General features: G+C 71.3%; 23 protein-coding genes. 14 read left to right on the top strand and 9 right to left on the bottom strand.

Annotated features, from left to right (window positions below; all coding sequences use genetic code 11):
- Positions 1-355 precede the first annotated feature (355 nt).
- The 8 genes from OHN74_RS08585 (at position 356) to OHN74_RS08550 (ending at position 7891) form a co-directional block, all read left to right on the top strand.
- Positions 356-1492 carry a ParA family protein gene (locus OHN74_RS08585; protein WP_055530198.1) on the top strand — a complete coding sequence of 379 codons (1137 nt, stop codon included), beginning with the start codon at positions 356-358 and terminating at the stop codon, positions 1490-1492.
- Entirely contained in the window at positions 1477-2058 is a 582-nt protein-coding gene (locus OHN74_RS08580) for a hypothetical protein (protein ID WP_327693926.1), read from the top strand. The genes OHN74_RS08585 and OHN74_RS08580 overlap by 16 nt, the downstream gene beginning before the upstream one ends.
- Before the next feature lie 18 nt (positions 2059-2076).
- On the top strand, positions 2077-3108 hold the full coding sequence (locus OHN74_RS08575; protein ID WP_327693925.1) for a segregation and condensation protein A: 1032 nt from the start codon (positions 2077-2079) through the stop codon (positions 3106-3108).
- Positions 3105-3767: an SMC-Scp complex subunit ScpB gene (scpB, locus tag OHN74_RS08570; RefSeq protein WP_327693924.1), complete on the top strand. Its 663-nt coding sequence runs from the start codon at positions 3105-3107 to the stop codon at positions 3765-3767. Before OHN74_RS08575 ends, scpB begins: the two co-directional genes overlap by 4 nt.
- Positions 3767-4975 carry a pseudouridine synthase gene (locus tag OHN74_RS08565; RefSeq protein ID WP_327693923.1) on the top strand — a complete coding sequence of 403 codons (1209 nt, stop codon included), beginning with the start codon at positions 3767-3769 and terminating at the stop codon, positions 4973-4975. Before scpB ends, OHN74_RS08565 begins: the two co-directional genes overlap by 1 nt.
- Positions 4976-5276: 301 nt before the next feature.
- The gene (locus tag OHN74_RS08560; RefSeq protein ID WP_327693922.1) at positions 5277-6098 is read left to right on the top strand and encodes an NUDIX hydrolase; all 822 of its coding nucleotides are present in this window, start codon (positions 5277-5279) and stop codon (positions 6096-6098) included.
- Positions 6095-7117 (top strand): ADP-ribosylglycohydrolase family protein, encoded by a 1023-nt coding sequence (locus OHN74_RS08555; RefSeq protein ID WP_327693921.1) that lies wholly within the window; start codon positions 6095-6097, stop codon positions 7115-7117. Before OHN74_RS08560 ends, OHN74_RS08555 begins: the two co-directional genes overlap by 4 nt.
- A gap of 3 nt (positions 7118-7120) precedes the next feature.
- Positions 7121-7891: a nucleotidyltransferase domain-containing protein gene (locus OHN74_RS08550; RefSeq protein WP_327693920.1), complete on the top strand. Its 771-nt coding sequence runs from the start codon at positions 7121-7123 to the stop codon at positions 7889-7891.
- Here the strand turns inward: OHN74_RS08550 and OHN74_RS08545 are convergent.
- Genes OHN74_RS08545 through OHN74_RS08530 form a run of 4 tightly spaced genes read right to left on the bottom strand, consistent with a single transcriptional unit; the run spans position 7817 to position 10321 of the window.
- Entirely contained in the window at positions 7817-8599 is a 783-nt protein-coding gene (locus tag OHN74_RS08545) for a nucleotidyltransferase domain-containing protein (RefSeq protein ID WP_327693919.1), read from the bottom strand. The genes OHN74_RS08550 and OHN74_RS08545 overlap by 75 nt on opposite strands.
- Positions 8600-8621: 22 nt before the next feature.
- Positions 8622-9029: a Rieske (2Fe-2S) protein gene (locus OHN74_RS08540; protein WP_327693918.1), complete on the bottom strand. Its 408-nt coding sequence runs from the start codon at positions 9027-9029 to the stop codon at positions 8622-8624.
- Positions 9026-9610: a DUF6529 family protein gene (locus tag OHN74_RS08535; protein ID WP_327693917.1), complete on the bottom strand. Its 585-nt coding sequence runs from the start codon at positions 9608-9610 to the stop codon at positions 9026-9028. Before OHN74_RS08535 ends, OHN74_RS08540 begins: the two co-directional genes overlap by 4 nt.
- A 27-nt stretch (positions 9611-9637) precedes the next feature.
- Positions 9638-10321 carry a hypothetical protein gene (locus OHN74_RS08530; RefSeq protein WP_327693916.1) on the bottom strand — a complete coding sequence of 228 codons (684 nt, stop codon included), beginning with the start codon at positions 10319-10321 and terminating at the stop codon, positions 9638-9640.
- A gap of 292 nt (positions 10322-10613) precedes the next feature.
- Here OHN74_RS08530 and aroH point away from each other — a divergent pair, with 292 nt between their 5' ends.
- The 5 genes from aroH to der all read left to right on the top strand — a co-directional run bounded on the left by aroH (position 10614) and on the right by der (position 15199).
- Entirely contained in the window at positions 10614-10976 is a 363-nt protein-coding gene (gene aroH / locus OHN74_RS08525) for a chorismate mutase (RefSeq protein ID WP_189151717.1), read from the top strand.
- The gene (locus OHN74_RS08520) at positions 10973-12058 is read left to right on the top strand and encodes a prephenate dehydrogenase (protein WP_327693915.1); all 1086 of its coding nucleotides are present in this window, start codon (positions 10973-10975) and stop codon (positions 12056-12058) included. Before aroH ends, OHN74_RS08520 begins: the two co-directional genes overlap by 4 nt.
- Positions 12059-12256: 198 nt before the next feature.
- Positions 12257-12934: a (d)CMP kinase gene (gene cmk, locus OHN74_RS08515; protein WP_327693914.1), complete on the top strand. Its 678-nt coding sequence runs from the start codon at positions 12257-12259 to the stop codon at positions 12932-12934.
- The gene (locus OHN74_RS08510; RefSeq protein ID WP_327693913.1) at positions 12892-13635 is read left to right on the top strand and encodes a lysophospholipid acyltransferase family protein; all 744 of its coding nucleotides are present in this window, start codon (positions 12892-12894) and stop codon (positions 13633-13635) included. The genes cmk and OHN74_RS08510 overlap by 43 nt, the downstream gene beginning before the upstream one ends.
- Before the next feature lie 91 nt (positions 13636-13726).
- The gene (der, locus tag OHN74_RS08505; RefSeq protein WP_327693912.1) at positions 13727-15199 is read left to right on the top strand and encodes a ribosome biogenesis GTPase Der; all 1473 of its coding nucleotides are present in this window, start codon (positions 13727-13729) and stop codon (positions 15197-15199) included.
- Between the two features lie 72 nt (positions 15200-15271).
- Here der and OHN74_RS08500 read toward each other — a convergent pair whose 3' ends face one another.
- Positions 15272-15745, bottom strand: a complete 474-nt coding sequence (locus OHN74_RS08500) for a hypothetical protein (protein ID WP_327693911.1) — start codon at positions 15743-15745, stop codon at positions 15272-15274.
- A gap of 179 nt (positions 15746-15924) precedes the next feature.
- Positions 15925-16698 carry a hypothetical protein gene (locus OHN74_RS08495; protein ID WP_327693910.1) on the bottom strand — a complete coding sequence of 258 codons (774 nt, stop codon included), beginning with the start codon at positions 16696-16698 and terminating at the stop codon, positions 15925-15927.
- A gap of 539 nt (positions 16699-17237) precedes the next feature.
- Here OHN74_RS08495 and OHN74_RS08490 point away from each other — a divergent pair.
- Complete coding sequence (locus OHN74_RS08490; RefSeq protein ID WP_327693909.1) at positions 17238-17951, top strand: LysM peptidoglycan-binding domain-containing protein; 714 nt, start codon at positions 17238-17240, stop codon at positions 17949-17951.
- A gap of 88 nt (positions 17952-18039) precedes the next feature.
- On the opposite strand, the gene OHN74_RS08485 is transcribed toward OHN74_RS08490, so the two are convergent.
- From OHN74_RS08485 to OHN74_RS08475, 3 genes are read right to left on the bottom strand one after another with little or no spacing between them, the layout of a single operon-like run.
- The gene (locus OHN74_RS08485) at positions 18040-18687 is read right to left on the bottom strand and encodes an ABC transporter ATP-binding protein (protein WP_327693908.1); all 648 of its coding nucleotides are present in this window, start codon (positions 18685-18687) and stop codon (positions 18040-18042) included.
- Positions 18684-21317, bottom strand: coding sequence for an ABC transporter permease subunit (locus OHN74_RS08480; RefSeq protein ID WP_327693907.1), 2634 nt, complete (start codon positions 21315-21317; stop codon positions 18684-18686). The genes OHN74_RS08485 and OHN74_RS08480 overlap by 4 nt, the downstream gene beginning before the upstream one ends.
- Before the next feature lie 3 nt (positions 21318-21320).
- Positions 21321-21809: a hypothetical protein gene (locus OHN74_RS08475; RefSeq protein WP_327693906.1), complete on the bottom strand. Its 489-nt coding sequence runs from the start codon at positions 21807-21809 to the stop codon at positions 21321-21323.
- Between the last annotated feature and the right edge of the window lie 44 nt (positions 21810-21853).

Below are 21853 nucleotides of genomic sequence, written 5' to 3'. Positions count from 1 at the left end.
GGATCGTCAACGCCCCGCGCCCCGCCGGACCTTGCCCGCCAAGGTCCGGCCGGATGTGTGTATGGTCACTTTGCGACACTCGTTCAACTCGCCTCGAACGTAACGCTTCAACCGATTCGCGCACCGGTGAACCCTGCCGTGCGACGGCCGTACGCCCTTGACAGAGGGATGTTTCATTGCCGACACATCGGGCCGGGTCCGGCGGATTGTGTTGCTGCGAACGGCCGACACGCCATAGAGTCGCCAACCGTCGGCATGGTGCCACGCTGACCTATCGAGAAGTTTCCTGGTCACCAAGGAGGTAAGACGACTTGTGAATGAGTCGACATTTACTCCCGGGGGTGGTCAACCAGGAATGCCGGCGCGGGAATCGGGCCCCGCGGGGCTCGCGGCGGTCGGCTCCGTCGCGGTTCGCACCTTCGCAGCCCATCAGGGTCACCAGATGTCCGGGGTGACCCAGCCAGGACACATGAGCATGGATGGCCATCACGTGAACGCCATGGCCGGCGACGGTAGTGGCGGGGTCCACAACCACTTCGCCGACTACGACGAACTGCCCGACGGGCACTTCTACGACCCCGACGCCGAGTACGAGCCCGATCCGGAGTACGCGGCCACGCTCGCGCCCGACGCGGCCCGTCAGCGCCGTGAGCGCATCGGTCCCACCGGACGCCCGCTGCCGTACTTCCCGATCCCGGGTCCGCTGACCAGTCACGGTCCCGCGACGATCGTCGCGATGTGCAACCAGAAGGGCGGCGTCGGCAAGACGACGTCGACCATCAACCTGGGTGCCGCGCTCGCGGAGTACGGACGCCGGGTCCTGCTGGTCGACTTCGACCCGCAGGGCGCCCTCTCCGTGGGCCTCGGTGTGAACCCGATGGAACTCGACCTGACGGTCTACAACCTGCTCATGGAGCGGGGGATGTCCGCGGACGAGGTCCTGCTCAAGACGGCGGTCCCGAACATGGACCTGCTGCCGAGCAACATCGACCTGTCGGCGGCCGAGGTGCAGCTGGTGTCGGAGGTCGCGCGCGAGTCGACGCTCCAGCGCGCCCTGAAGCCGCTCATGGCCGACTACGACTACATCGTGATCGACTGCCAGCCCTCGCTCGGCCTGCTCACCGTGAACGCCCTGACGGCGGCTCACAAGGTGATAGTGCCTCTGGAGTGCGAGTTCTTCGCGCTGCGCGGTGTCGCGCTGCTGACGGAGACCATCGAGAAGGTCCAGGAGCGGCTGAACCCGGAGCTGGAGCTCGACGGGATCCTCGCCACGATGTACGACTCGCGCACGGTGCACAGCCGTGAGGTGCTCGCACGTGTCGTCGAGGCCTTCGACGACCACGTCTACCACACGGTCATCGGACGCACGGTCCGCTTCCCGGAGACCACGGTCGCCGGCGAGCCGATCACCACGTACGCCTCGAACTCCGTCGGTGCCGCCGCCTATCGCCAGCTCGCCAGGGAGGTGCTCGCCCGGTGTCACGCCGAGTGAGTCTGCCGGGGGCCGACGAACTGTTCCGTACCACCGGGGGCATGGCGCTCCAGTCGTCCAGTCCCAGGCGCCAGGCCAACGGTGAGGCCCGGGTACCGGGTCCCGCCGGGGAGAGCGACGGGGCCGCCGCGGAGGACGCGCCGCACTCGGTGCCCGTCCAGGGCGGGGACGGCGCGGGCGACGAGCATGTCGCCGCAGGCGCGGACCGGGCCGATGCCGGGGAGTCCCGCAGCCGCGGGGGCACCGCGGAGCGGCGCCAGGGCGAGCAGGAAGGTTCTGCCTCCGGGCAGGGGCCGTCACCGCAGTCGGTGTCGGCGTCCCGCAAGCGCGGACGGGCTCCCTCGCGGCGGCCCAGCGGGCGCGAGCGGCACGACGAGAAGATCACGGTGTACGTCTCCGCCGAGGAGCTGATGGACCTGGAGCACGCGCGTCTGGTGCTTCGGGGCGAGCACGGACTCGCGGTCGACCGCGGGCGCATCGTGCGCGAGGCGGTCGCGGTGGTGCTCGCGGATCTCGAGTCCCGTGGGGACGCGAGCATTCTCGTACGACGGTTGCGCGGTCGCTAGCGGTAGCCTGCGTGGGCCATGACCTCGAACGACGCCCCCGCACCCGGCCCCGGCTCCGCCGGTCGTCGGCGTGTGCTGGGGCGGGGTCCGGGGGGCGCGCCGCCCGTTTCGATCGAATCCCTGGTCGAATCCTCGGCCGAAGAGGTACGGGAAGTACCGGAGGCCCCGGTTCCCCCGGTGGAACCCGAGCCGGAGCCGCCTGCCGGGCCTGTAGAGCCCGCCGCGTCGGACGAACCCGATGACGGGGTCTTCAAGGTCCGGCTCGCCAACTTCGAGGGGCCGTTCGATCTTCTCCTCCAGCTGATCTCCAAGCACAAGCTCGACGTCACCGAGGTCGCCCTCTCCAAGGTGACCGACGAGTTCATGACGTACATCAGGGCGATGGGACCGGACTGGGATCTCGACCGGACGACCGAGTTCCTGGTCGTCGCGGCCACCCTGCTGGACCTGAAGGCCGCGCGGCTGTTGCCCACCGCCGAGGTCGAGGACGAGGCCGACCTGGCTCTGCTGGAGGCGCGCGACCTGTTGTTCGCGCGGCTGCTCCAGTACCGCGCGTACAAACAGGTCGCCGACATCTTCAGCCGTCGCCTCGACGACGAGGCCCGCCGCTATCCCCGTACCGTCGGACTGGAACCGCACCACGCCGAACTGCTGCCCGAGGTCGTCATCAGCATCGGGGCGGAGGGCTTCGCGAAGCTCGCCGTGAAGGCGATGCAGCCGAGGCCCAGGCCGCAGGTGTACGTCGACCACATCCACGCGCCCCTGGTGAGCGTGCAGGAGCAGGCCCAGATCGTGGTCGCGCGGCTGCGGGAGCTCGGTGAGGCCACCTTCCAGGACCTTGTCGAGGACACCGACGACACGCTGACCGTCGTGGCGCGCTTCCTGGCCCTGCTGGAGCTCTACCGGGAGAAGGCCGTCGCCCTGGACCAGGAGACCGCCCTCGGGGAGCTGGTGGTGCGCTGGACGGGCGGGGAGGGTGATCGGGAGCCGACGGTCACCGACGAGTTCGACCGGCCGCCGGAGCCGGTGAAGGAGGAGAGGAAGGCGTGAGCGAGGAGACCACCGAGCTGTCGGCCGGGCCGCGTACCGTCGCCGATCTCGATCTCAGGCCCGCCCTGGAGGCCGTCCTCATGGTCGTGGACGAACCCGCGACCGAGGAACACCTCGCGAAGATCCTCCAGCGGCCCCGGCGGCAGATCGCGGACGCCCTGCGCGCGCTGGCCGACGAGTACACCGTCCAGGGGCGCGGTTTCGAGCTGCGGCTCATTGCCGGCGGCTGGCGTTTCTACTCCCGGCCCGAGTACGCGGCGGCCGTCGAGGGCTTCGTGCTGGACGGGCAGCAGGCCCGGCTCACCCAGGCGGCGCTGGAGACGCTGGCGGTCGTCGCGTACCGCCAGCCGGTCAGCCGCAGCCGGGTCTCGGCCGTCCGCGGAGTCAACTGTGACGGGGTCATGCGGACCCTGTTGCAGCGGGGTCTGGTCCAGGAGGCGGGGACGGAACCCGAAACAGGTGCGATCCTGTACACGACGACGAACTACTTCCTGGAGCGGATGGGCCTGCGAGGCCTGGACGAACTCCCGGAGCTCGCGCCCTTCCTTCCGGAGGCGGACGCGATCGAGGCCGAGACGCAGGAAGGTGTTCCGTCGTTCGATCCGGATGCTCCCGATGCTCCGGGTGCAGACGACGCAGACGACCAGACGGAATTTTGATGCGAAGCAGTAGCGGCAGCGGTAGCGGCAAGAGCGGTGGCGGGCGCGGTAACTCTCGCGGCGCCGGCAACGGCGGGGGCGACAGGCGGGGCCAGGGTCAGGGCCAAGGACGCGGCCAGGGACAGGGTCGCGGTCAGGGCCCGGCTCAGGGCCGCGGTCAGGGTCAGGGCCAGGGGCGAGGCCAGGGTCCGGCTCAGGGCCAGGCCAAGGGCCAGGCTCAGGGTCGTCCCAGTAAGCCGCGTCCCGAGGAGCGCCGCTACGACGTGGGGCCGGCCGCGACTCCGGACGGTCCGAAGTCCGGGCGCGGTGCCTCCGCGCGCGGCGGTGCCAAGGGCGGGCCCAGGCAGGGCCACAACAGCACCGGACGCGGGCGCTGGGTCCCGGCGACCTCTCGTGAGTACGACGCGCGGGCCGAGGAGCGCAACCGGGAGCGGTACGCCGAGAAGAAGGACGTCAAGCTGCCCAAGACGTTCCCGGGTGCCGAGCAGGAGGGCGAGCGGCTCCAGAAGATCCTGGCGCGCGCGGGCTACGGTTCCCGGCGGACCTGCGAGGAGCTGATCGAGCACGCGCGCGTGGAGGTCAACGGCGAGATCGTGGTGGAGCAGGGGCTGCGCGTCGACCCCGAGCGCGACGAGATCAAGGTCGACGGCCTGACGGTGGCCACGCAGTCCTACCAGTTCTTCTCGCTGAACAAGCCCGCGGGCGTCGTCTCGACGATGGAGGACAACGAGGGCCGGCAGTGCCTCGGCGACTACGTGACGAACCGCGAGACGCGGCTCTTCCACGTCGGCAGGCTCGACACCGAGACCGAGGGCGTCATCCTGCTCACCAACCACGGTGAGCTGGCGCACCGGCTGACCCACCCCAAGTACGGCGTGAAGAAGGTCTATCTCGCGCACATCGTGGGCCCGATCCCGCGCGACCTGGGCAAGCAGCTCAAGGAGGGCATCCAGCTGGAGGACGGGTACGCGCGTGCGGACCACTTCCGGGTCGTCGAGCAGACCGGCAAGAACTACCTCGTCGAGGTCACCCTCCACGAGGGCCGCAAGCACATCGTGCGCCGCATGCTCGCGGAGGCCGGTTTCCCGGTCGACAAGCTGGTGCGTGTCTCCTTCGGTCCGATCACCCTGGGCGACCAGAAGTCGGGCTGGCTGCGCCGTCTGTCCAACACGGAGGTCGGCATGCTGATGCAGGAAGTCGATCTGTAGAGCGCAGAGCGCAGAGCGCTGAGTGCTGAGTGCTTGTGCCGTCGGTCGGTCCCGGAGCTTTCCGGGGCCGGCCTTTTTGTTTCACCAGGAAGGCCACTGGCGCGCACCTGGGAGCGCTGGAGGGCCTCGGGTGCCCTTCGGGGCCGTCATGCCCCTTCCGGGCGGCTGAGGGGCCACTGAGGGGCTTTTGGCGTATGGGAGTCGTCAAGAAGGGTTGTGCGGTCCGCTCGCGCTCTTTATAGTCGGTATGACTATTGGTCATGGTGACCATAAAGAGTGATCGTGAGGGAGGGTGGCAGGCATGACCGCGCCTGTGAACGGAACGGCCCGGGGCCGGGCGCCCGAGGGATACGACAAGTACGCCTTCGAACCCTTCGCCGTCACCGTCGATCTGGCCGTCCTGACCCTTCGCGCGGGTGCGCTGCACGTGCTGCTCGTCGAGCGCGGTCACGAGCCCTACGCAGGTCGCTGGGCGCTGCCCGGAGGGTTCGTCCTGCCCGACGAGTCCGCGGAGAACGCGGCCAGGCGGGAACTCGCCGAGGAGACCGGTCTGTCGGACGTGTCCGGGCTGCGCCTGGAGCAGCTGCGCACCTACAGCGAACCCGGCCGCGACCCGAGAATGCGGGTCGTGTCCGTGGCCTTCGCCGCGCTGCTGCCGCACGCTCCCGAACCACACGGCGGCGGGGACGCGGCGCAGGCCCAATGGCTGCGGTACAACGCACTCGGGCCGCTCGCCTTCGACCACGACCGCATCCTGGCCGACGCCCACGACCGGGTCGGCGCCAAGCTGGAGTACTCCTGCATCGCCACCGCCTTCTGCCCGCCCGAGTTCACCCTCGGCGAGCTGCGGCAGGTCTACGAGACCGTGTGGGGCACCGCGCTCGACCCGCCCAACTTCCGCCGCAAGGTGCTGGCCACCCCGGGCTTCGTCGAGCCCGTACCGGGCGCCGCGCGTCTCACCGGAGGCCGGGGCAAGCCCGCCGCGCTCTACCGCGCGGGCACCGCGGACACCCTGCATCCGCCGCTGCTGCGCCCGACCACGTCGGTGTCGCCCGCCTCGCCTCCCTCCTCCCCGTCCCCTTCGTCACCGTCTCCGTCGTCACCGGAAGGACGCCCCGCATGACCACCACGACCGTCAGGAAGCGCGCCGCCAGTGGGGCACTGATCGGGCTCGCGCTCGGCGACGCCCTGGGCTTCCCGACCGAGTTCAAGGACATCCCGTCGATCCTCGCCGCGTACGGCCCCTGGCGGCGCATGGAGCTGCCCACGCCCGCCGTCGTCACCGACGACACGCAGATGACGCTGGCGCTCGCGCACGGTCTGCGCGCGGCCATGGACCGGGGGCTGCTCGCCCCGGCCGGGATGGAACGGCCGGTGCGCGAGGAGTTCGTGAAGTGGTTCCGGTCGCCGGACAACAACCGGGCGCCCGGTCACACCTGCCTGGTCGCCTGCAACCTGCTGGAGAACGAGCGGCTGCCCTGGCAGGAGGCCAGCCAGATCGGTTCGAAGGGCTGCGGTGCCAACATGCGCGTGGCGCCCCTCGGCCTGGTCGCGGCCCTGAGCGACGAACAGCGCGCGGGCGCCGCCCAGTTGCAGGCCGCGCTCACCCATGGACACCCGACGGCTCTGGCCGCGTCCGACCTCACCGCCTACGCCGTACGGCTGCTCGCCCACGGCGCGGGCCCGGCCGAACTGGTGACGCTGCTGCGTACGCACGCGCACGAGAGCCGCAGCCGTTACTACCACCGCTGGCTGGGCGACCTGTGGACGCACGGCCACGACCAGAGCCCCGAGCACTTCATCGCCCGCGGCTGGGACGAGTGCCTGGCGATCCTGGACCGGCTCCAGCTCGCCGTCCGCACCGCCTCGCCCGAGGACGACCCCTGCCTCGCCACCGGCGCCGGCTGGACGGCCGAAGAGGCTCTGGCCACCGGCCTGCTGTGCTTCCTGCTCTTTCCCGACGAGCCGCTCACGGCCCTGCGCCGCGCCGCCTGCACCTCCGGCGACTCGGACTCGATCGCCTGCCTGACCGGGGCCTTCGCCGGCGCCCACCACGGCACCGACGCCTGGCCGACCCGCTGGGCTGACCGCATCGAGTACGGGGGTGACCTGCAGACCCTGGGCGCGCTCTGGGACGCTTGACGGATGAACGACGCGCTGGGTCTCGCGGACCTCCCGGATCTCGACCTGACGTCGGTGGTCGCCGAGCAGCCCGACCCGGTGCTCTTCGCCACCGTCTCGGGCGCCCACCTCTACGGCTTCCCGTCCCGCGACTCGGACGTGGACCTCCGGGGTGTCCATCTGCTGCCGACCGCCGACCTGGTCGGGCTCCGGGAGCCGGCGGAGACCCGGTCGCGGATGTGGGTGCGGGACGGTGTCGAGCTGGACCTCGTCACCCACGACCTGCGCAAGTTCGTACGGCTGATGCTGCGCCGCAACGGCTATGTGCTGGAGCAGTTGCTGTCCCCGCTGGTGGTGCACACGTCCGACGCGCACCGGGAGCTCGCCGCGCTCGCCCCCGGAGTTCTCACCGGTCACCATGCCCACCACTACCGGGGCTTCGCGGTGACACAGTGGCGGCTCTTCGAGAAGAGCGGTGAGCTCAAGCCGCTGCTGTACACGTTCCGTGCGCTGCTCACCGGCATCCGGCTGATGCGTGCCGGCGGTGTGCAGGCCCATCTGCCGACCCTCGTCGGGGAGATCGGTGAGGCACCGGCGTATCTGCCGGAACTGGTCGCGGCCAAGGCGGAGCGGGAGCACGGGCCGGCCGGTGTCGACCACGCGCGCGTGGCGCGCGATGTGGAGCGGCTGCACCGCGTGCTGGACGAGGCGCAGGCCGCCTCAGGGCTGCCGGATGCTCCCGCCGCGCACGATGCCCTGCACGACTTCGTCGTACGGGTCCGGCTGGCGGGCTGAGGAGCGACGGGTGCGGACGAGGAAGTCCTCGACGCGTCGGTGGTCCGGTTCATCGGGGAGAGGGCTGCGGTGGGACGCCGCCTCGGCCTCCGCCGCGAGGCGGTTCATCCAGGCCTCGACCTCCGGCCACGGCACCTCGCCCCGCTTCACCGTCAGCAGGGGGCCGCGCTCGTCACCGACGTCGATCGTCAGGGTGCCCGTGCGCAGCAGGTCGCGGCAGCTCATCAGGAGACGCAGCAGGTGCATCGCGTGCTTCCAGCGCGGGGCGCCGTGGATGCGGACGTCGGCCTCCAGCTTCTTGTGCTGGCCGAGCGCGTAGCGCGCGAACGTCTCGTGCACCCGGCGTGAGAGGAACGCCCCGCGCAGGGCGAGGAGTTCGCGGCCCGTGTCGTCGGCGTACTCCACGAGGGGCGAGTGGAGGCACTCCAGGATGTTCGGGTTGGCCCGCAGAGCGAGTGTGCAGAAGCGTTCCAGCTCCCAGCTGAACTGCTCCTCCGCCGGACCCTCCACATGCGTGGGCGGCTTCTCGAAGCGCCAGAACAGGGGAGTGGGCGCGAGGAACACCCCGCGCCGGTCCGTGTCGCTGTCGTCCGTGGCCAGGCCGAAGGCGCGCGAACCCATCACACAGGCGTAGACCGTGTGGTCGCGTACCAGGGTCTCGGGGCTTTCGGAACCCTCGGGGCCTTCGAGGCCGGAATGCGGGCGCATTCCGGGAGCGTACGCGGGAAGGTCACGCCAGGCGGATCGAATTTCCCGCGACCGTGATCTTCTTCTCGGCCAGCGGCTGTGTCGCCGGCGGGTTGGCCACCGAACCGTCCGTGATGTTGAACTTGCTGCCGTGGCAGGTGCAGTTGATGGTGCCGCCCGTGACGTTGGCCACGGGACACTGCTGGTGCGTGCAGATCGAGGTGAAGGCCTTGAACTCGCCCTTCTTGGGCTGTGTCACCACGACCTGCTCGTCCTTGAAGATCTTCCCGCCGCCGACCGGGATGTCGGCCGTCGTGGCCAGCTCCTGTCCGGGGGAGCCGGCGGAGACCTCCGAGGAAGCGGATTCGTCGCCGTACTCGCTGCATCCCGCTGTGAGCGCCGCCACGCCCGTCGCGAGGAGGATCGTGCGTCGCGTCGGGCCTTGCGTCATGTCGTCACTCCGAAGTTGCGGAAGAACCAGAGGGCGGAAGTGAGCCAGAGGATCGTCAGGGCGGTGAAGACCAGTCCGCCGACGACCGGCAGCAGCCAGCCGGGCAGCCTGTCCCAGCGAAGCAACAGCATCTTTGCACTGAAAACACCGAAGAAGAAGCAACCCAGGAGGGAGTGCCATATCACTCGCGAATCGTATGTTTGATATCCGAACGCGTACAGACAGTGCACCGCCACCGGAACGGCCACCAGGAACGCGATCCGCCCGGACCAGCGGTGCAGTTTCGCCGACCAGCTCGGGCCCGGCAGCTTCCCGTACACCATCAGCGCCGACACGACCTGGACGAGCGCGAAGCCGAACGCCGTCGTCGCGAGCCAGGACTTCACCGCGCCCGTGCTGCTGAACCCGGCCAGGTTGAAGGCGGTGCCCTCCGGGTCGTGGACCTTGCCGTACACCCCGAGGCCCACCGCCACCGCGGCGGCGACGAGGGCCGGGACGAGGTAGCGGGCGGCGCTTGGGGCACTGGGGGCCGGCGGGCGAGGGGGGAAGCTCTGGGTGGCGGCGTTCGGGTCCACGGTCATGTTCGGCTCCCTGTGGGCAATGGGGTGTCAGGGTGTGACCGGGCGGGCCGTGAGCCGCTGGCCGTCGATCGTGACCGCGCCGGTCTCCGGGTCGATCCGGGGCGCGGGGGAGGGTTTGCCGTCGCGCCTGAGGATGCCCACCTGCTCCCCGGTCGACAGCACGATCCAGCCGCCGTCGACCTTGGCGTCGCGGACGGTCGCGGTCGCCCGGTAGAGCCCGGACGGTTTGACCGCCTTGTCCGCGGTGAAGGCGTAGTGCCCGCCCTCGATGTCCACCGTGCCGCGGATGCTCTTCCCCTTGAGGGCGCCGTTCAGTACGGAGCCGCCGTCGCCGGTGAGCTTCATGGAACCGTCGGCCCCGACATCGCCCTTCAGCCACGACTCCTTGTCACGTCCGTCACAGAAGTACGCGATCGCCCTGCCGTCGCGGAGCGACACCGACACCGCGGAGGAGTCGTCGTCCGTACGGCCCGCGTAGTCGGCGTTCGGCGCGGGTGCCTTGGTGGGTGACGCGGACGGGGTCGCGGAGGGGGCGGGCGATGGAGACGCCTTCGAGGCGGTGGGCGTCGGCGACTGTGACACCTTGTCGGCGGGTGAGTCGGCCTGGGACGTGGATGCGGGCTTCGTCCCGGTCGTCGCATTGAGCGACAGCATGAACAGGGCCAACAACAGTCCCGCGAGCAGTGTGAAAAGCGGTCCGGTGCGTTTCATCGGGCCTCCCCCGAGGCGAGTTTCCTGCTATCAGAGCGGACCCGCGCCCCCGCGTCCAGAGCGCACGGGCGTGTTCGCACTCCAACTCGCGGATTGGGGCGAATCGGGTGACATTGACAGAGCCGGGTCCGAGCCGGGCCCGAGTCGTGCGGCGCGTCTCAGCGGGCGGGCGCCACGCGTCCGTTCCGCACCGGCTGACTAGGCTGGATGCACCAAGAGCCGATCCATGGATCCGAATGGATTCGAACACGTGGATAGGCTCCGTATACGTACGTCAGCAAGGAGCATCACCGTGGCGGTACGAGCTGTCCGGGGCGCCGTCCAACTGGATCGGGACGAGGCCGGACACATGGACGAGCGGGTCAGCGAGCTGCTCACCGCGGTCCTGGAGCGCAACAGCCTCACCGCTGACGACCTGATCAGCGTCTGGTTCACGGCCACTCCCGACCTGCACAGCGACTTCCCGGCCGCCGCGGCCCGCAAGCTGGGCATCGTCGACGTACCGCTGATCTGTGCGCAGGAGCTGGACATCGAGGGCGCGATGCCTCGGGTGGTCCGGATCCTCGCGCACATCGAGTCGGACCTGCCCCGCGCCGACATCGCGCACGTCTACCTCGGTGCCGCTGGTGCCCTGCGCAAGGACATCGCCCAGTGAGAACCGCACTCGTCATCGGCACCGGCCTCATCGGTACGTCCGCCGCGCTCGCCCTCGTCTCGCGCGGCGTCGTCGTCCACCTCGCCGACCACGATCCCGAGCAGGCCCGTACGGCGTCCGCGCTGGGCGCCGGTACGGACGAGGCGCCGGAGGGGCCGGTCGACCTCGCGATCATCGCCGCGCCGCCCGCGTACGTGGCCGGCGTCCTCGCCGACGCGATGCGCCGGGGTGTCGCGCGCGGCTACCTCGACGTGGCCAGCGTCAAGGGCGGTCCGCGCCGCGAGCTGGAGGCGCTGGGTCTCGACCTGGCGTCGTACATCGGCTCGCACCCCATGTCGGGCCGTGAGAAGTCCGGCCCGCTGGCCGCGACCGGCGACCTCTTCGAGGGCCGGCCCTGGGTGCTGACGCCGACCCGGGACACGGACACAGAGGTCCTGAACCTCGCCCTCGAACTGGTCTCGCACTGCCGTGCGGTCCCCGTGGTCATGGACGCGGACGCCCACGACCGTGCCGTGGCCCTTGTGTCCCACATGCCCCACCTGGTCTCCAGCATGGTCGCCGCGCGGCTGGAGAACGCGGAGGAGGCGGCCGTACGGCTGTGCGGGCAGGGCATCCGGGACGTGACCCGGATCGCCGCGTCCGATCCCGGCATGTGGATCGACATCCTCTCCGCCAACCCCGGTCCGGTCGCCGACCTCCTGACGGACGTCGCCGCCGACCTGGGGGAGACGGTTCAGGCGCTGCGGTCCCTCCAGTCCTCCGACGAGGCGAAGCGCCGCGAGGGCGTCACCGGGGTCGAGGACGTCCTGCGGCGCGGGAACGCCGGGCAGGTCCGGGTGCCCGGCAAGCACGGGTCCGCTCCGCGGGCCTACGAGGTCGTGGCTGTTCTCATCGACGACCAGCCCGGTCAGCTGGCCCGGATCTTCGCCGATGCGGGACGGGCGGGGGTCAACATCGAGGATGTGCGGATCGAACACGCCACGGGGCAGCAGGCGGGGCTTGTGCAGTTGATGGTCGAGCCGAAGGCCGCGCCTGTTCTTTCGGCTTCGCTGCGGGAGCGAGGGTGGGCGATTCGGCAGTAGGGAGTGGGCCTCGCTGCTGGGGGCTCCGCCCCCAGACCCCCGATCGGCCCTGAAGGGGCCTCGTCCTCAAACGCCGGACGGGCTGAAGGTGCCCGGTGTGAAGGCGTGCGGCCGGATGAGTGACCCGCACCCAGTAACCTTGTCCGGGGCACCAACCGGCCCCACCCCACCACCCCGGACCAGGAAGGTGCCTCCACAGTGGATCGCGCCGCAGTGATTGTCGCCATCGACGGGCCCTCCGGCACAGGCAAGTCGAGCACGTCGAAGGCCGTTGCCGCGCAGCTCGGGCTGAGTTACCTGGACACCGGGGCCCAGTACCGGGCGATCACCTGGTGGATGGTGACCAACGGGATCGACATCACGGACCCCTCCGCGATCGCCGACGTGGCCGGCAAGGCCGAGATCGTCTCCGGTACCGATCCGACGAACCCGACGATCACCGTGGACGGCATCGACGTCGGCGGTCCGATCCGCACCCAGGAGGTGACCTCCAAGGTCAGCGCGGTGAGCGCTGTCCCGGAGGTGCGTGCCCTCATCACCGAGTTGCAGCGTTCCATCGCCGCGTCCGCAGCCAAGGGGATCGTCGTCGAGGGACGGGACATCGGCACGACCGTGCTGCCCGACGCCGACCTGAAGATCTTCCTCACCGCTTCCCCGGAGGCGCGTGCCGCCCGCCGCAGCGGTGAGCTGAAGGGGGCCGACGTCGACGCCACCCGCGAGGCGCTGCTGAAGCGGGACGCGGCCGACTCCAGCCGTAAGACCTCCCCGCTCGCCAAGGCGGACGACGCGGTGGAGGTCGACACCTCCGAGCTGACCCTGCAGCAGGTCATCGAGTGCGTCGTCACCCTCGTCGAGGAGAAGCGGGACGCGAAGTGAGCGCTCCGTCGAAGGCGCCCAAGGCGGCCGGGGTTCCCACCGAGCGGGGTGCCGAGGTCGGGCGGCGCATCGGTGTCGGCCTGATGTACGGGCTGTGGAAGCCGCGCGTCCTGGGCGCCTGGAAGGTCCCCGCGACCGGCCCGGTGATCCTCGCCGTCAACCACTCGCACAACATCGACGGCCCGATGGTCATCGGCGTGGCGCCCCGGGCGTCGCACTTCCTGGTCAAGAAGGAGGCGTTCATCGGCCCGCTCGCCCCTGCCATGCGTGCCCTCGGCCAGGTGGAGGTGGACCGCTCGACGGCCGACCGCACGGCGATCACCCACGCCCTGGGTGTGCTGGAGAGAGGCGGGGTCCTCGGGATCTTTCCCGAGGGCAGCCGAGGCGAGGGCGACTTCGCGTCGCTGCGCTCAGGTCTCGCCTACTTCGCCGTTCGCAGCGGCGCACAGGTGGTTCCCGTGGCCGTCCTGGGAAGCACCGACCGGCGCGGACGGTTGATAAAGGGGCTGCCTCCGCTGCGCAGCCGCGTCGACGTGGTCTTCGGTGACCCGTTCGAGGCGGGCGACGGCACCGGGCGGCGTACGCGCGCGGCGCTGGACGAGGCGACCGTACGCATTCAGAAGCAGCTCACCGCGCACCTGGAGAACGCCAGACGGCTCACCGGCCGTCAGGAAAACGCCGGGCGCCCCGCTGAGCACTGAGCGACACTTGAGTACTTGAGCAGTTTGAGTAGTGGATCACCCGATACCGGGAGGTTCCACCGATCACCACGATGAACGAGGTACGGACTTCATGAACGACCACATTCCCTCCGAGGGCTCGGGAGAGTACGAGCACGGAGAGCTTGGCGATGCCGAGTACGCGGAGTTCATGGAGCTCGCCGCGGTGGAGGGCTTCGACGCCGAGGAGATCGAGGGCGCGCTCGACGAGGCGGGGCACGGGCCGCTGCCCGTTCTCGCCGTCGTGGGGCGGCCGAACGTCGGCAAGTCGACGCTCGTCAACCGCATCATCGGGCGCCGCGAGGCCGTCGTCGAGGACAAGCCCGGCGTCACCCGCGACCGCGTCACCTACGAGGCCGAATGGGCCGGGCGCCGCTTCAAGATCGTCGACACCGGCGGCTGGGAGCAGGACGTCCTCGGTATCGACGCCTCCGTGGCCGCGCAGGCCGAGTACGCGATCGAGGCGGCCGACGCGGTCGTCTTCGTCGTCGACGCCAAGGTCGGCGCTACCGACACCGACGAGGCCGTCGTCCGGCTGCTGCGCAAGGCCGGCAAGCCCGTCGTCCTGTGCGCCAACAAGGTCGACGGACCGAGTGGCGAGGCCGATGCCACGTCCCTGTGGGCCCTCGGGCTCGGCGAGCCGCACCCCGTCTCCTCGCTGCACGGCCGCGGCACCGGCGACATGCTGGACGCCGTCCTGGAGGCGCTGCCCGAGGCACCCGCGCAGACCTTCGGCGCCGGGGTCGGCGGCCCGCGCCGTATCGCCCTCATCGGCCGCCCGAACGTGGGCAAGTCCTCGCTGCTGAACAAGGTGGCGGGCCAGGAGCGTGTCGTCGTCAACGAGATCGCGGGCACCACCCGTGACCCGGTCGACGAGCTCATCGAACTCGGTGGTGTCACCTGGAAGTTCATCGACACGGCGGGCATCCGCAAGCGCGTCCACCTCCAGCAGGGCGCCGACTACTACGCCTCGCTGCGTACGGCCGCCGCCGTCGAGAAGGCCGAGGTCGCCGTCATCCTGATCGACGGCTCCGAGAACATCTCCATCCAGGACCAGCGGATCGTCACCATGGCCGTCGACGCGGGCCGTGCGATCGTCCTCGCGTACAACAAGTGGGACACGCTTGACGAGGAGCGCCGCTACTACCTGGAGCGGGAGATCGAGACCGAGCTCGCCCAGGTCGCGTGGGCGCCCCGCGTCAACGTCTCGGCGCGCACCGGCCGGCACATGGAGAAGCTGGTCCCGGCGATCGAGGCCGCCCTCGCGGGCTGGGAGACCCGGGTCCCGACGGGCCGGCTGAACGCCTTCCTCGGTGAACTGGTCGCCGCCCACCCGCACCCGGTCCGGGGCGGCAAGCAGCCGCGCATCCTGTTCGGCACCCAGGCGGGCACCAAGCCGCCGAGGTTCGTGCTCTTCGCCTCCGGCTTCATCGAGGCCGGCTACCGCCGCTTCATCGAGCGCCGCCTGCGCGAGGAGTTCGGCTTCGAGGGCACGCCGATCCACATCTCGGTCCGGGTGCGCGAGAAGCGCGGCCGCAAGAAGTAGCAGTCGTACGTCCCGTACATGACTGAGGGCGGCCCCGGCTGGGAGCCGCCCTCAGTCATGTGCAGGACGTGGTCACACACCCCGGCGGGGGCCCGGTGGCAGCGCCGCCGGGATGTGGGTCATCCCGGTGTAGTGCTGCTGTCGTCCACCCGTCGGCCATACGGCGGTCGGGGTGGCCGTCTGGCCCTGCTGCGCGTCGAGTTGGCCGACCCGTTGCCACACGGACTGCTGCCCGCCGCCCTGGCTGCCCTGACCGCTGTTGCGCGCGCTGAACGCCCCCGCGCTGTAGGCGCTGTACGAGCCCGTGCCCGAGCCGTAAGAGCCGCCGTACGGGGCGAGACCGTTCGGGCTGTTCCCGAAGGCCGAGAAGTCCAGCTCGTCCTCGCCGCTGCGGTCGCCCGGCAGCGAACGGAAGGACTTGCCGTACTCGGCATAGAGCGCGTCGTAGATCGGCGTGGCCGATGGGCCGCTGGAGTAGTCCTGGGTCGACCGCGCGGACGGGATCGGCTGATAGGACTGGCGGCGGGGGACGTCATAGGTGTGCACGTACGTCCAAACGACCCCACCGTTCATCGGATGCGGCCGACGCGGGTTTTGCGGGGCGCGCGAGCGCCCCTGCAGGGGCGCGGGGGAACTGCGCGACCAGCCACATTCAACCGTGAGTCGCCAACAAGCCGAACCACTGCCGGCCTAAGGCGCCCGCGTCCCCGCCGGAGGCGACGCGCTCACGTCCCCGCCAGCGGCAACGCGCTGGCGACCAGCTTGCCGATCCCCGCCGCCTTGTCCAGCGCGTCTCGCAGCAGGTCCTCGCGGGGCTGGCGGCCGATCGAGCCGACCGGCGCCGCGAACATCAGTACCTGCTGGTGCTTGTTGGCGGCGGCGCGCCAGCTCTCGGTGACCTGGAGCGGCTGGTGCGCCTGCCACCAGGCCACCGCGGAGCCGCCGTTCGGGCCCGGCTGGAGTACGGCGTGCAACTGCCCCGCCGCGAGCAGCACCGACCAGCCGTGCAGTACGGGCGGCACCTCCGTCAGCTCGGTCAGCGGCATGAAGCCCTGCTCGATGAGGAGCGGCAGGAAGTCGTCGCCGGCGCCGGTCGCGCCGGGGCGGACGATCGGGGCGGTCGGCTCGACGACCAGGGCGGGGTGCAACTCGCCCTCGATCAGGACCAGTCCACTGGTGATGCCCAGTACGGCTTGCTCGGGTGCGGCCATCGGGGCCTCCTCGTCGGCGTTGATGGAGCGGACCGCGCCCTGGAGCTGCTCCTCGGTGACCTGGACGACCTGCGAAGGCAGGCAGCCCGCATGGGCGAAGGCGAGGACGGCGGTCTCGTCCCCGATGAAGAGGACGGTGCTGGTGCGCTCCTGGGCGGAGTCGCCCGGCGTGCGACAGGACGTGCAGTCGTAACTGCCCGGGGCGTTGTCGCCGGCGAGCAGCCGGTCGGCTTCTTCGTCGCCGATCTCGGCGCGGACCTCGTCGCTGACATCGAGCATGCGCGGCACGGGTGGCTCCCTCGGGATGCGGTGCGTGGCGGGGCCGGGTCGCCCCCGGCCGGTGGGCCCGGACAGTCCGGGCTCATGAAGAGGACAACGGCGATCTGTGTCAGGGGTCACGCTGCACGGCGCACGTAATCGAACCATCCTGCGCACACGGTCACACTGGGTGCGGAATTGGACACTCCATGTCAAGTAACGGACAGGTTACGGAAGTTGGTTTGGTGAACTGACTCACAGTTTGTCCGAGTAGGTGGTCGACAAATCAGGAAATGAACGTATGAAGTGGGTGGCCGGAATTCGCCGATACCTGCGGTAACCGTGAACTGGCCTGGGGCGACAGGGAGTTGGTTGATAACGGCTCGTCAGGGTCCATAGATTCCTCCGCCGTGTGCACCTAGCACCGCTCGGGTAGGTCCGCCGGCAGCGCAGAACCAGACATCGCGCAGCACCATCGCCGGCGGACGGGGTGGAGTGTGCCGACCGCGTCAGAGCGGGGTCGGCTTGCTCCGGTCAGGGGGAGCCCGGGTCTGTGGAGAGGGATCTACATGTCCGAATGTGCCGATAGTTACACCCGCAAGACGCGCAAGACGGCGGTCCTCGCCGGAGCGGCACTGCTCGCTCCGCTCGGACTGCTGGCCGCGACCGGCAACGCCGCGGCGGCGGACAGCGGGGTGTGGGACCGCATCGCCCAGTGCGAGAGCGGCGGAAACTGGCACATCAACACCGGCAACGGCTACTACGGAGGACTCCAGTTCTCCGCGAGCACCTGGCGCGCCTACGGCGGCACGGCCTACGCGGCCACCGCCGACGGGGCCAGCAGGTCCCAGCAGATCGCCGTCGCGACCAAGGTCCAGGGCGCCCAGGGCTGGGGTGCCTGGCCGACCTGTTCGGCGCGCGCCGGTGCTTCTGGGAGCGCTCCCGCCGCATCGGGCTCAGACTCGGGATCCGGTTCGGCCACCACCAAGTCGACCAAGCCGACGAAGAAGTCGGCCAAGCCGTCCACCGGGCAGTCGGCCGGGAAGGCGACCGGTTCCGGCGGGTCCACCGCGTCCGAGGCTCCGTCGAAGGCACCGGAGCGTTCGCCGGCCCACGTCGGTCGCAGCTCGTCCCGCGGTGACTACACCGTCCGCGCGGGCGACACCCTGAGCGGCATCGCCGCCCGGTACACGACCACCTGGCAGCACCTCTACGCCGCCAACAAGGCTGTCATCGGCGACAGTCCCGACCTGATCGTGCCCGGACAGAGGCTCGACTTCTGAGCAGCTCCCCCTGCTTCGGGCACGGTGCCCCATCCGGTCCTCGGACCGGGTGGGGCACCGGCTTCCCATGAGGTCGTCCGACCGCCGGTCATGGCGAGGGCCCGGCCAGTTCGGCCGCCTCCCCGCTGAACACGACAGCACCCCGGCGGAGTTCGTACACGAGAGCCCGGCGGCCGTGCAGGGCGGGCGGCAACCGCTGCTCGGCGAGGATCACACAGCCGTCCAGCGCACTCAGCAGTTCGTACGTGCGGGCCGCGACCGCCGGTGACATGCCCTGCGCGGGTTCGTCGACGAGCACCACACGCGCGCGTGCCGACAGGACGCGGGAGAGCGCGAGCATGCGCTGCTCACCGCCGGAGAGGGTGCCGGCACGGCGCGGCAGCAGGGGTTCCAACCGCGGGTAGGCGTCGAGCGCGGGGGCGGGACCGCCCGGCCCCAGCTCCAGGTTCTCCCGGACGGTCAGCGACCCGAACACGGCCTGCCGCTCCGGTACCAGGCACAGACCGCGTCTGGCCCGCTCGTACGCCGGCACACGGGTCACGTCGACCCCGTCCCACACCACCGCGCCCCCGGACAGCGGAACCGCTCCGGCGAGGGCGCGCAGGGCGGTCGTACGGCCGGAGCCGTTGCGGCCCAGCAGGACGGTGATGCCCTGACCGGGGGCGGTGAGGGAGACGCCGTGCAGGGCCTCCAACGGGCCGTACCGCACGCGCGCGTGCCGCAGGGAGAGGGTCATCGGCCCACCGTCGCTTCCAGGGCGGCGAGGACCGGGCCGGGCGGCCCGGACGCGACGATCCGGCCCGCCGTCAGGACGTGGACCTCGTCTGCCAGGTCGGCGACCAGGTCGAGGTCGTGCTCGACGACGAGCAGGGCGGTGCCGTCGGCGGCGAGGGCACGCAGTACCCGGGTCAGCGCGGTGACTTCGGCGGTGTCGAGACCGGCGGCGGGTTCGTCGAGGAGCAGGACGCGCGGACCTCCGGCGAGTGCGCGGGCCAGCTCGACGCGGCGCAGGGTGCCCGTCGGCAGGCCGGCGGCGGGCAGTGCCCGTACCGCTCCGTCGAGCGCGAGGAGCCGCAACGCCCGCTCGGCCGCCGCCGGATCGGACACATCGGATGCACAGCCCTGTTCGGCGCCCACGCGGACGTTCTCGGCCACGGTCAGCGACGGGAAGACGGCCAGTCGCTGGAAGGTCCGCGCGATTCCCAGGCGGGTACGGGCATGGGCGGCGAGCCGTGTGACGTCCCGCGCCCCGAAGAACACCTTCCCGCGCGTCGGACGCACACTTCCGGCGAGACAGTGGAACAGGGTGCTCTTCCCGGCGCCGTTGGGCCCCACGACCGCGGTGATCCGGCCCGGCCGGAGATCGAGATCCACCCCGTCGAGCGCGGCGAAGCCGCCGTAGCGGACGTGCAGGCCACGCGCGCGCAGGAGCGGGGCGGGGGAGGGGGAGCCCTTTGGTGGGGCGGTCCGGGTAATGGGCGCGGGAGGCGGAGCGGCGGTCGGTCGCGGGCTCTCGCCCCGCAGCCGCTCACGTACGGCGACCCCCAGGGGCGTCAGCCGCGCACCCCGCCCAGGTCGCAGCCGTCTCGTCGCCGCGCGCAGGGCCTCGTACGGGCCGCCCGGGAACCGGCCCACCAGAACCGCCAGGACGCCGATCAGGGCCGCCGCCACCCCACCCCGTGCCCCCGCGTCCAGTCCCACCAGCAGCGCCGCGGCAGCCAGCGCGCCCAGGGTGCTGTCGGCGCCCAGGACCACCACCGCGGCGAACCACAGCAGCCCCCGTACGGGGTCGAACGCGCCGGGGTCGAAGGCGCGCAGGCCCATCGTGAGCAGGGCACCGCCCAGAGCGGCCAGGGCGGCGCCCGCGACGAAGGCCAGCAGCTTCAGGGACGGGACCCGCACTCCCGCCGCCGACGCGCCCGACTCGTGGTCCCGCATCGCGGCCAGGGCCCGGCCCGTACGGCCCGTCCGCAGGAGGCGCGTCGCCAGCAAGGCGCCTGCCAGGAGGACCAGCTCCAGGACGTAGTACGCGCGGTCGCCCTCGAAGCCCGCCGGACGGCGCACGGTCAGGCCCGAGACGGCGTACGGCTGGGCGAGGACGAAGCGGCTCACCCCGACGCCCACCGCGAACGTGGCCAGCGCCAGTGCCAGCCCGTGGCGGCGGATCGCCGGCCAGCCCGTCAACAGGCCCAGGGGAGCCACCAGGAACACCGCCAGGGCCAGCGCGGCCAGTTCCGGCAGGCGGGGCAGGCCCGGGAAGCGGCCCGCCGCCAGCAGAGCCGTGAAGAGGGCACCCAGACCCGCGTACGCGGCCTGGCCCAGTGAGATCTGGCCGCCCCGGCCGCTCACCACCACCAGGGACAACAGCACCACGCCCAGCGCCGGCACCTGGACCGTCGTGTGCAGGTCCGGGCCCGCGAACCCCAGTGGGAGCAGGAACAGCACCGCCGCTACGATCCACGCGCCCGGCGGGGTCGGTACGCGGACCGTGGCCCCGCGCGCGATCGCGTCGCGCGTGCCGATCCCCGGCAGCACCAGGGCAGCGACCAGCAGCGCGACCACGAAGAGGTTGGCGCCGACGGCCTGGAGCAACGGTTGCGCCCAGCCCGCCGGATGCACACGGGTCAGCTGGCTCTGGGCGACCCCGACACCCAGGGCCACCAGTACCGCCACCGGCAGACTGCGCATCCGGGCGGCCACGGCGACGGCCACCACCTCCATCACCAGCAGCGGCATGCCGTACGGGTCCAGCCGCACGTACGGAGCCAGCAGGACGCCCGTCAGGCCCGCGGTGAACGAGCCGAACGCCCAGCCCGCCGCGGCCACCCGGTCCGCGTCGATGCCGTTCAGCACCGCGAGCCGCCGGTCGTCGACCACAGCGCGCAGCTCCCGCCCGAACCGCGTCCACCGCGTGACCGCGCCCACGACCGCCGCCAGGACCAGCGCCACCGCCAGCTGCCCCCACGGATCCGCCGACACGAGCTCCGGCGCGTCCGCCCGCGCCCCCGGCCCCCACACCAGCGCGGCCCCGCCCACCAGCAGCACGAACACGCCGATCGACGCGACCAGGGTCCGCGCCGGACCGCCGCCCAGGACGGCGAGCGGCCGGAACACGAACCGCTCCAGGGCGATGCCGATGGCCGGGGCCAGCACGAACAGCGTTACCAGCGACCCCAGCCACAGCGGCCAGCCCCACTCGACCGTGCACTGCCGCAGCGCGTACGCGCACACCATCGCGATCGCGCCGTGCGCGAAGTTCAGCACGCCGGTCGCGCGGTACGTGACGATCAGACCGATCCCGGTGAGCGCCGCCGTGCTGCCGACCGAGAGACCCGCGAGGGTGAGGTCGTACGTCAGGGAGGACATCGGTCAGCCGTCCGCCGAGTCCGGCTCGCAGATCGGGCAGGGGGCCAGTTCGCCGGTGGCCAGGAGTTTGCCGTCCACGGGTACCGCCTCCGGCTTCCCGGCGACCAGCGGGCAGTCCGCGCGGTGCCAGAGGGTCCCGCCCGGGACCATCAGCAGACGGCCGCTGACGGCCACGGGAGCGGTGACCGGCTCTCCGGCGGCCTCCGCGGGCTCGGCGGCCACCAGAAGGCCGTACAGCTCCTCCACGCGGGCTGCGGCGAGCGCCTCGCGGCCGTGGGCGAGGAGGACGGCGCCCGCGACGATCAGTGCCGCGCCGGGCACCGTGCAGGACGCCAGGTAGGGCAGCTGTCGTTCGGCGAACCGCTCGCCCGAGACGCCGTACCAGCCGAGCACGCACAGCACCGCGCCCGCCGCCAGCACGGCCCAGCCCGTCCAGAGGACGGGATGCGCGGTCCGCAGTCGAGCCGATCGAGCTGACCGAGCTGTCTGCATTCTTGGCTCCCACACGTCGTGTGTCCTGGCTGTGTCCGTCCAAG

The organism is Streptomyces sp. NBC_00459 (assembly GCF_036013955.1).
Taxonomy (GTDB): domain Bacteria; phylum Actinomycetota; class Actinomycetes; order Streptomycetales; family Streptomycetaceae; genus Streptomyces.
The sequence above is the reverse complement of the archived record's forward strand: the minus strand, read 5'-3'. Positions and strand labels throughout refer to the sequence as shown.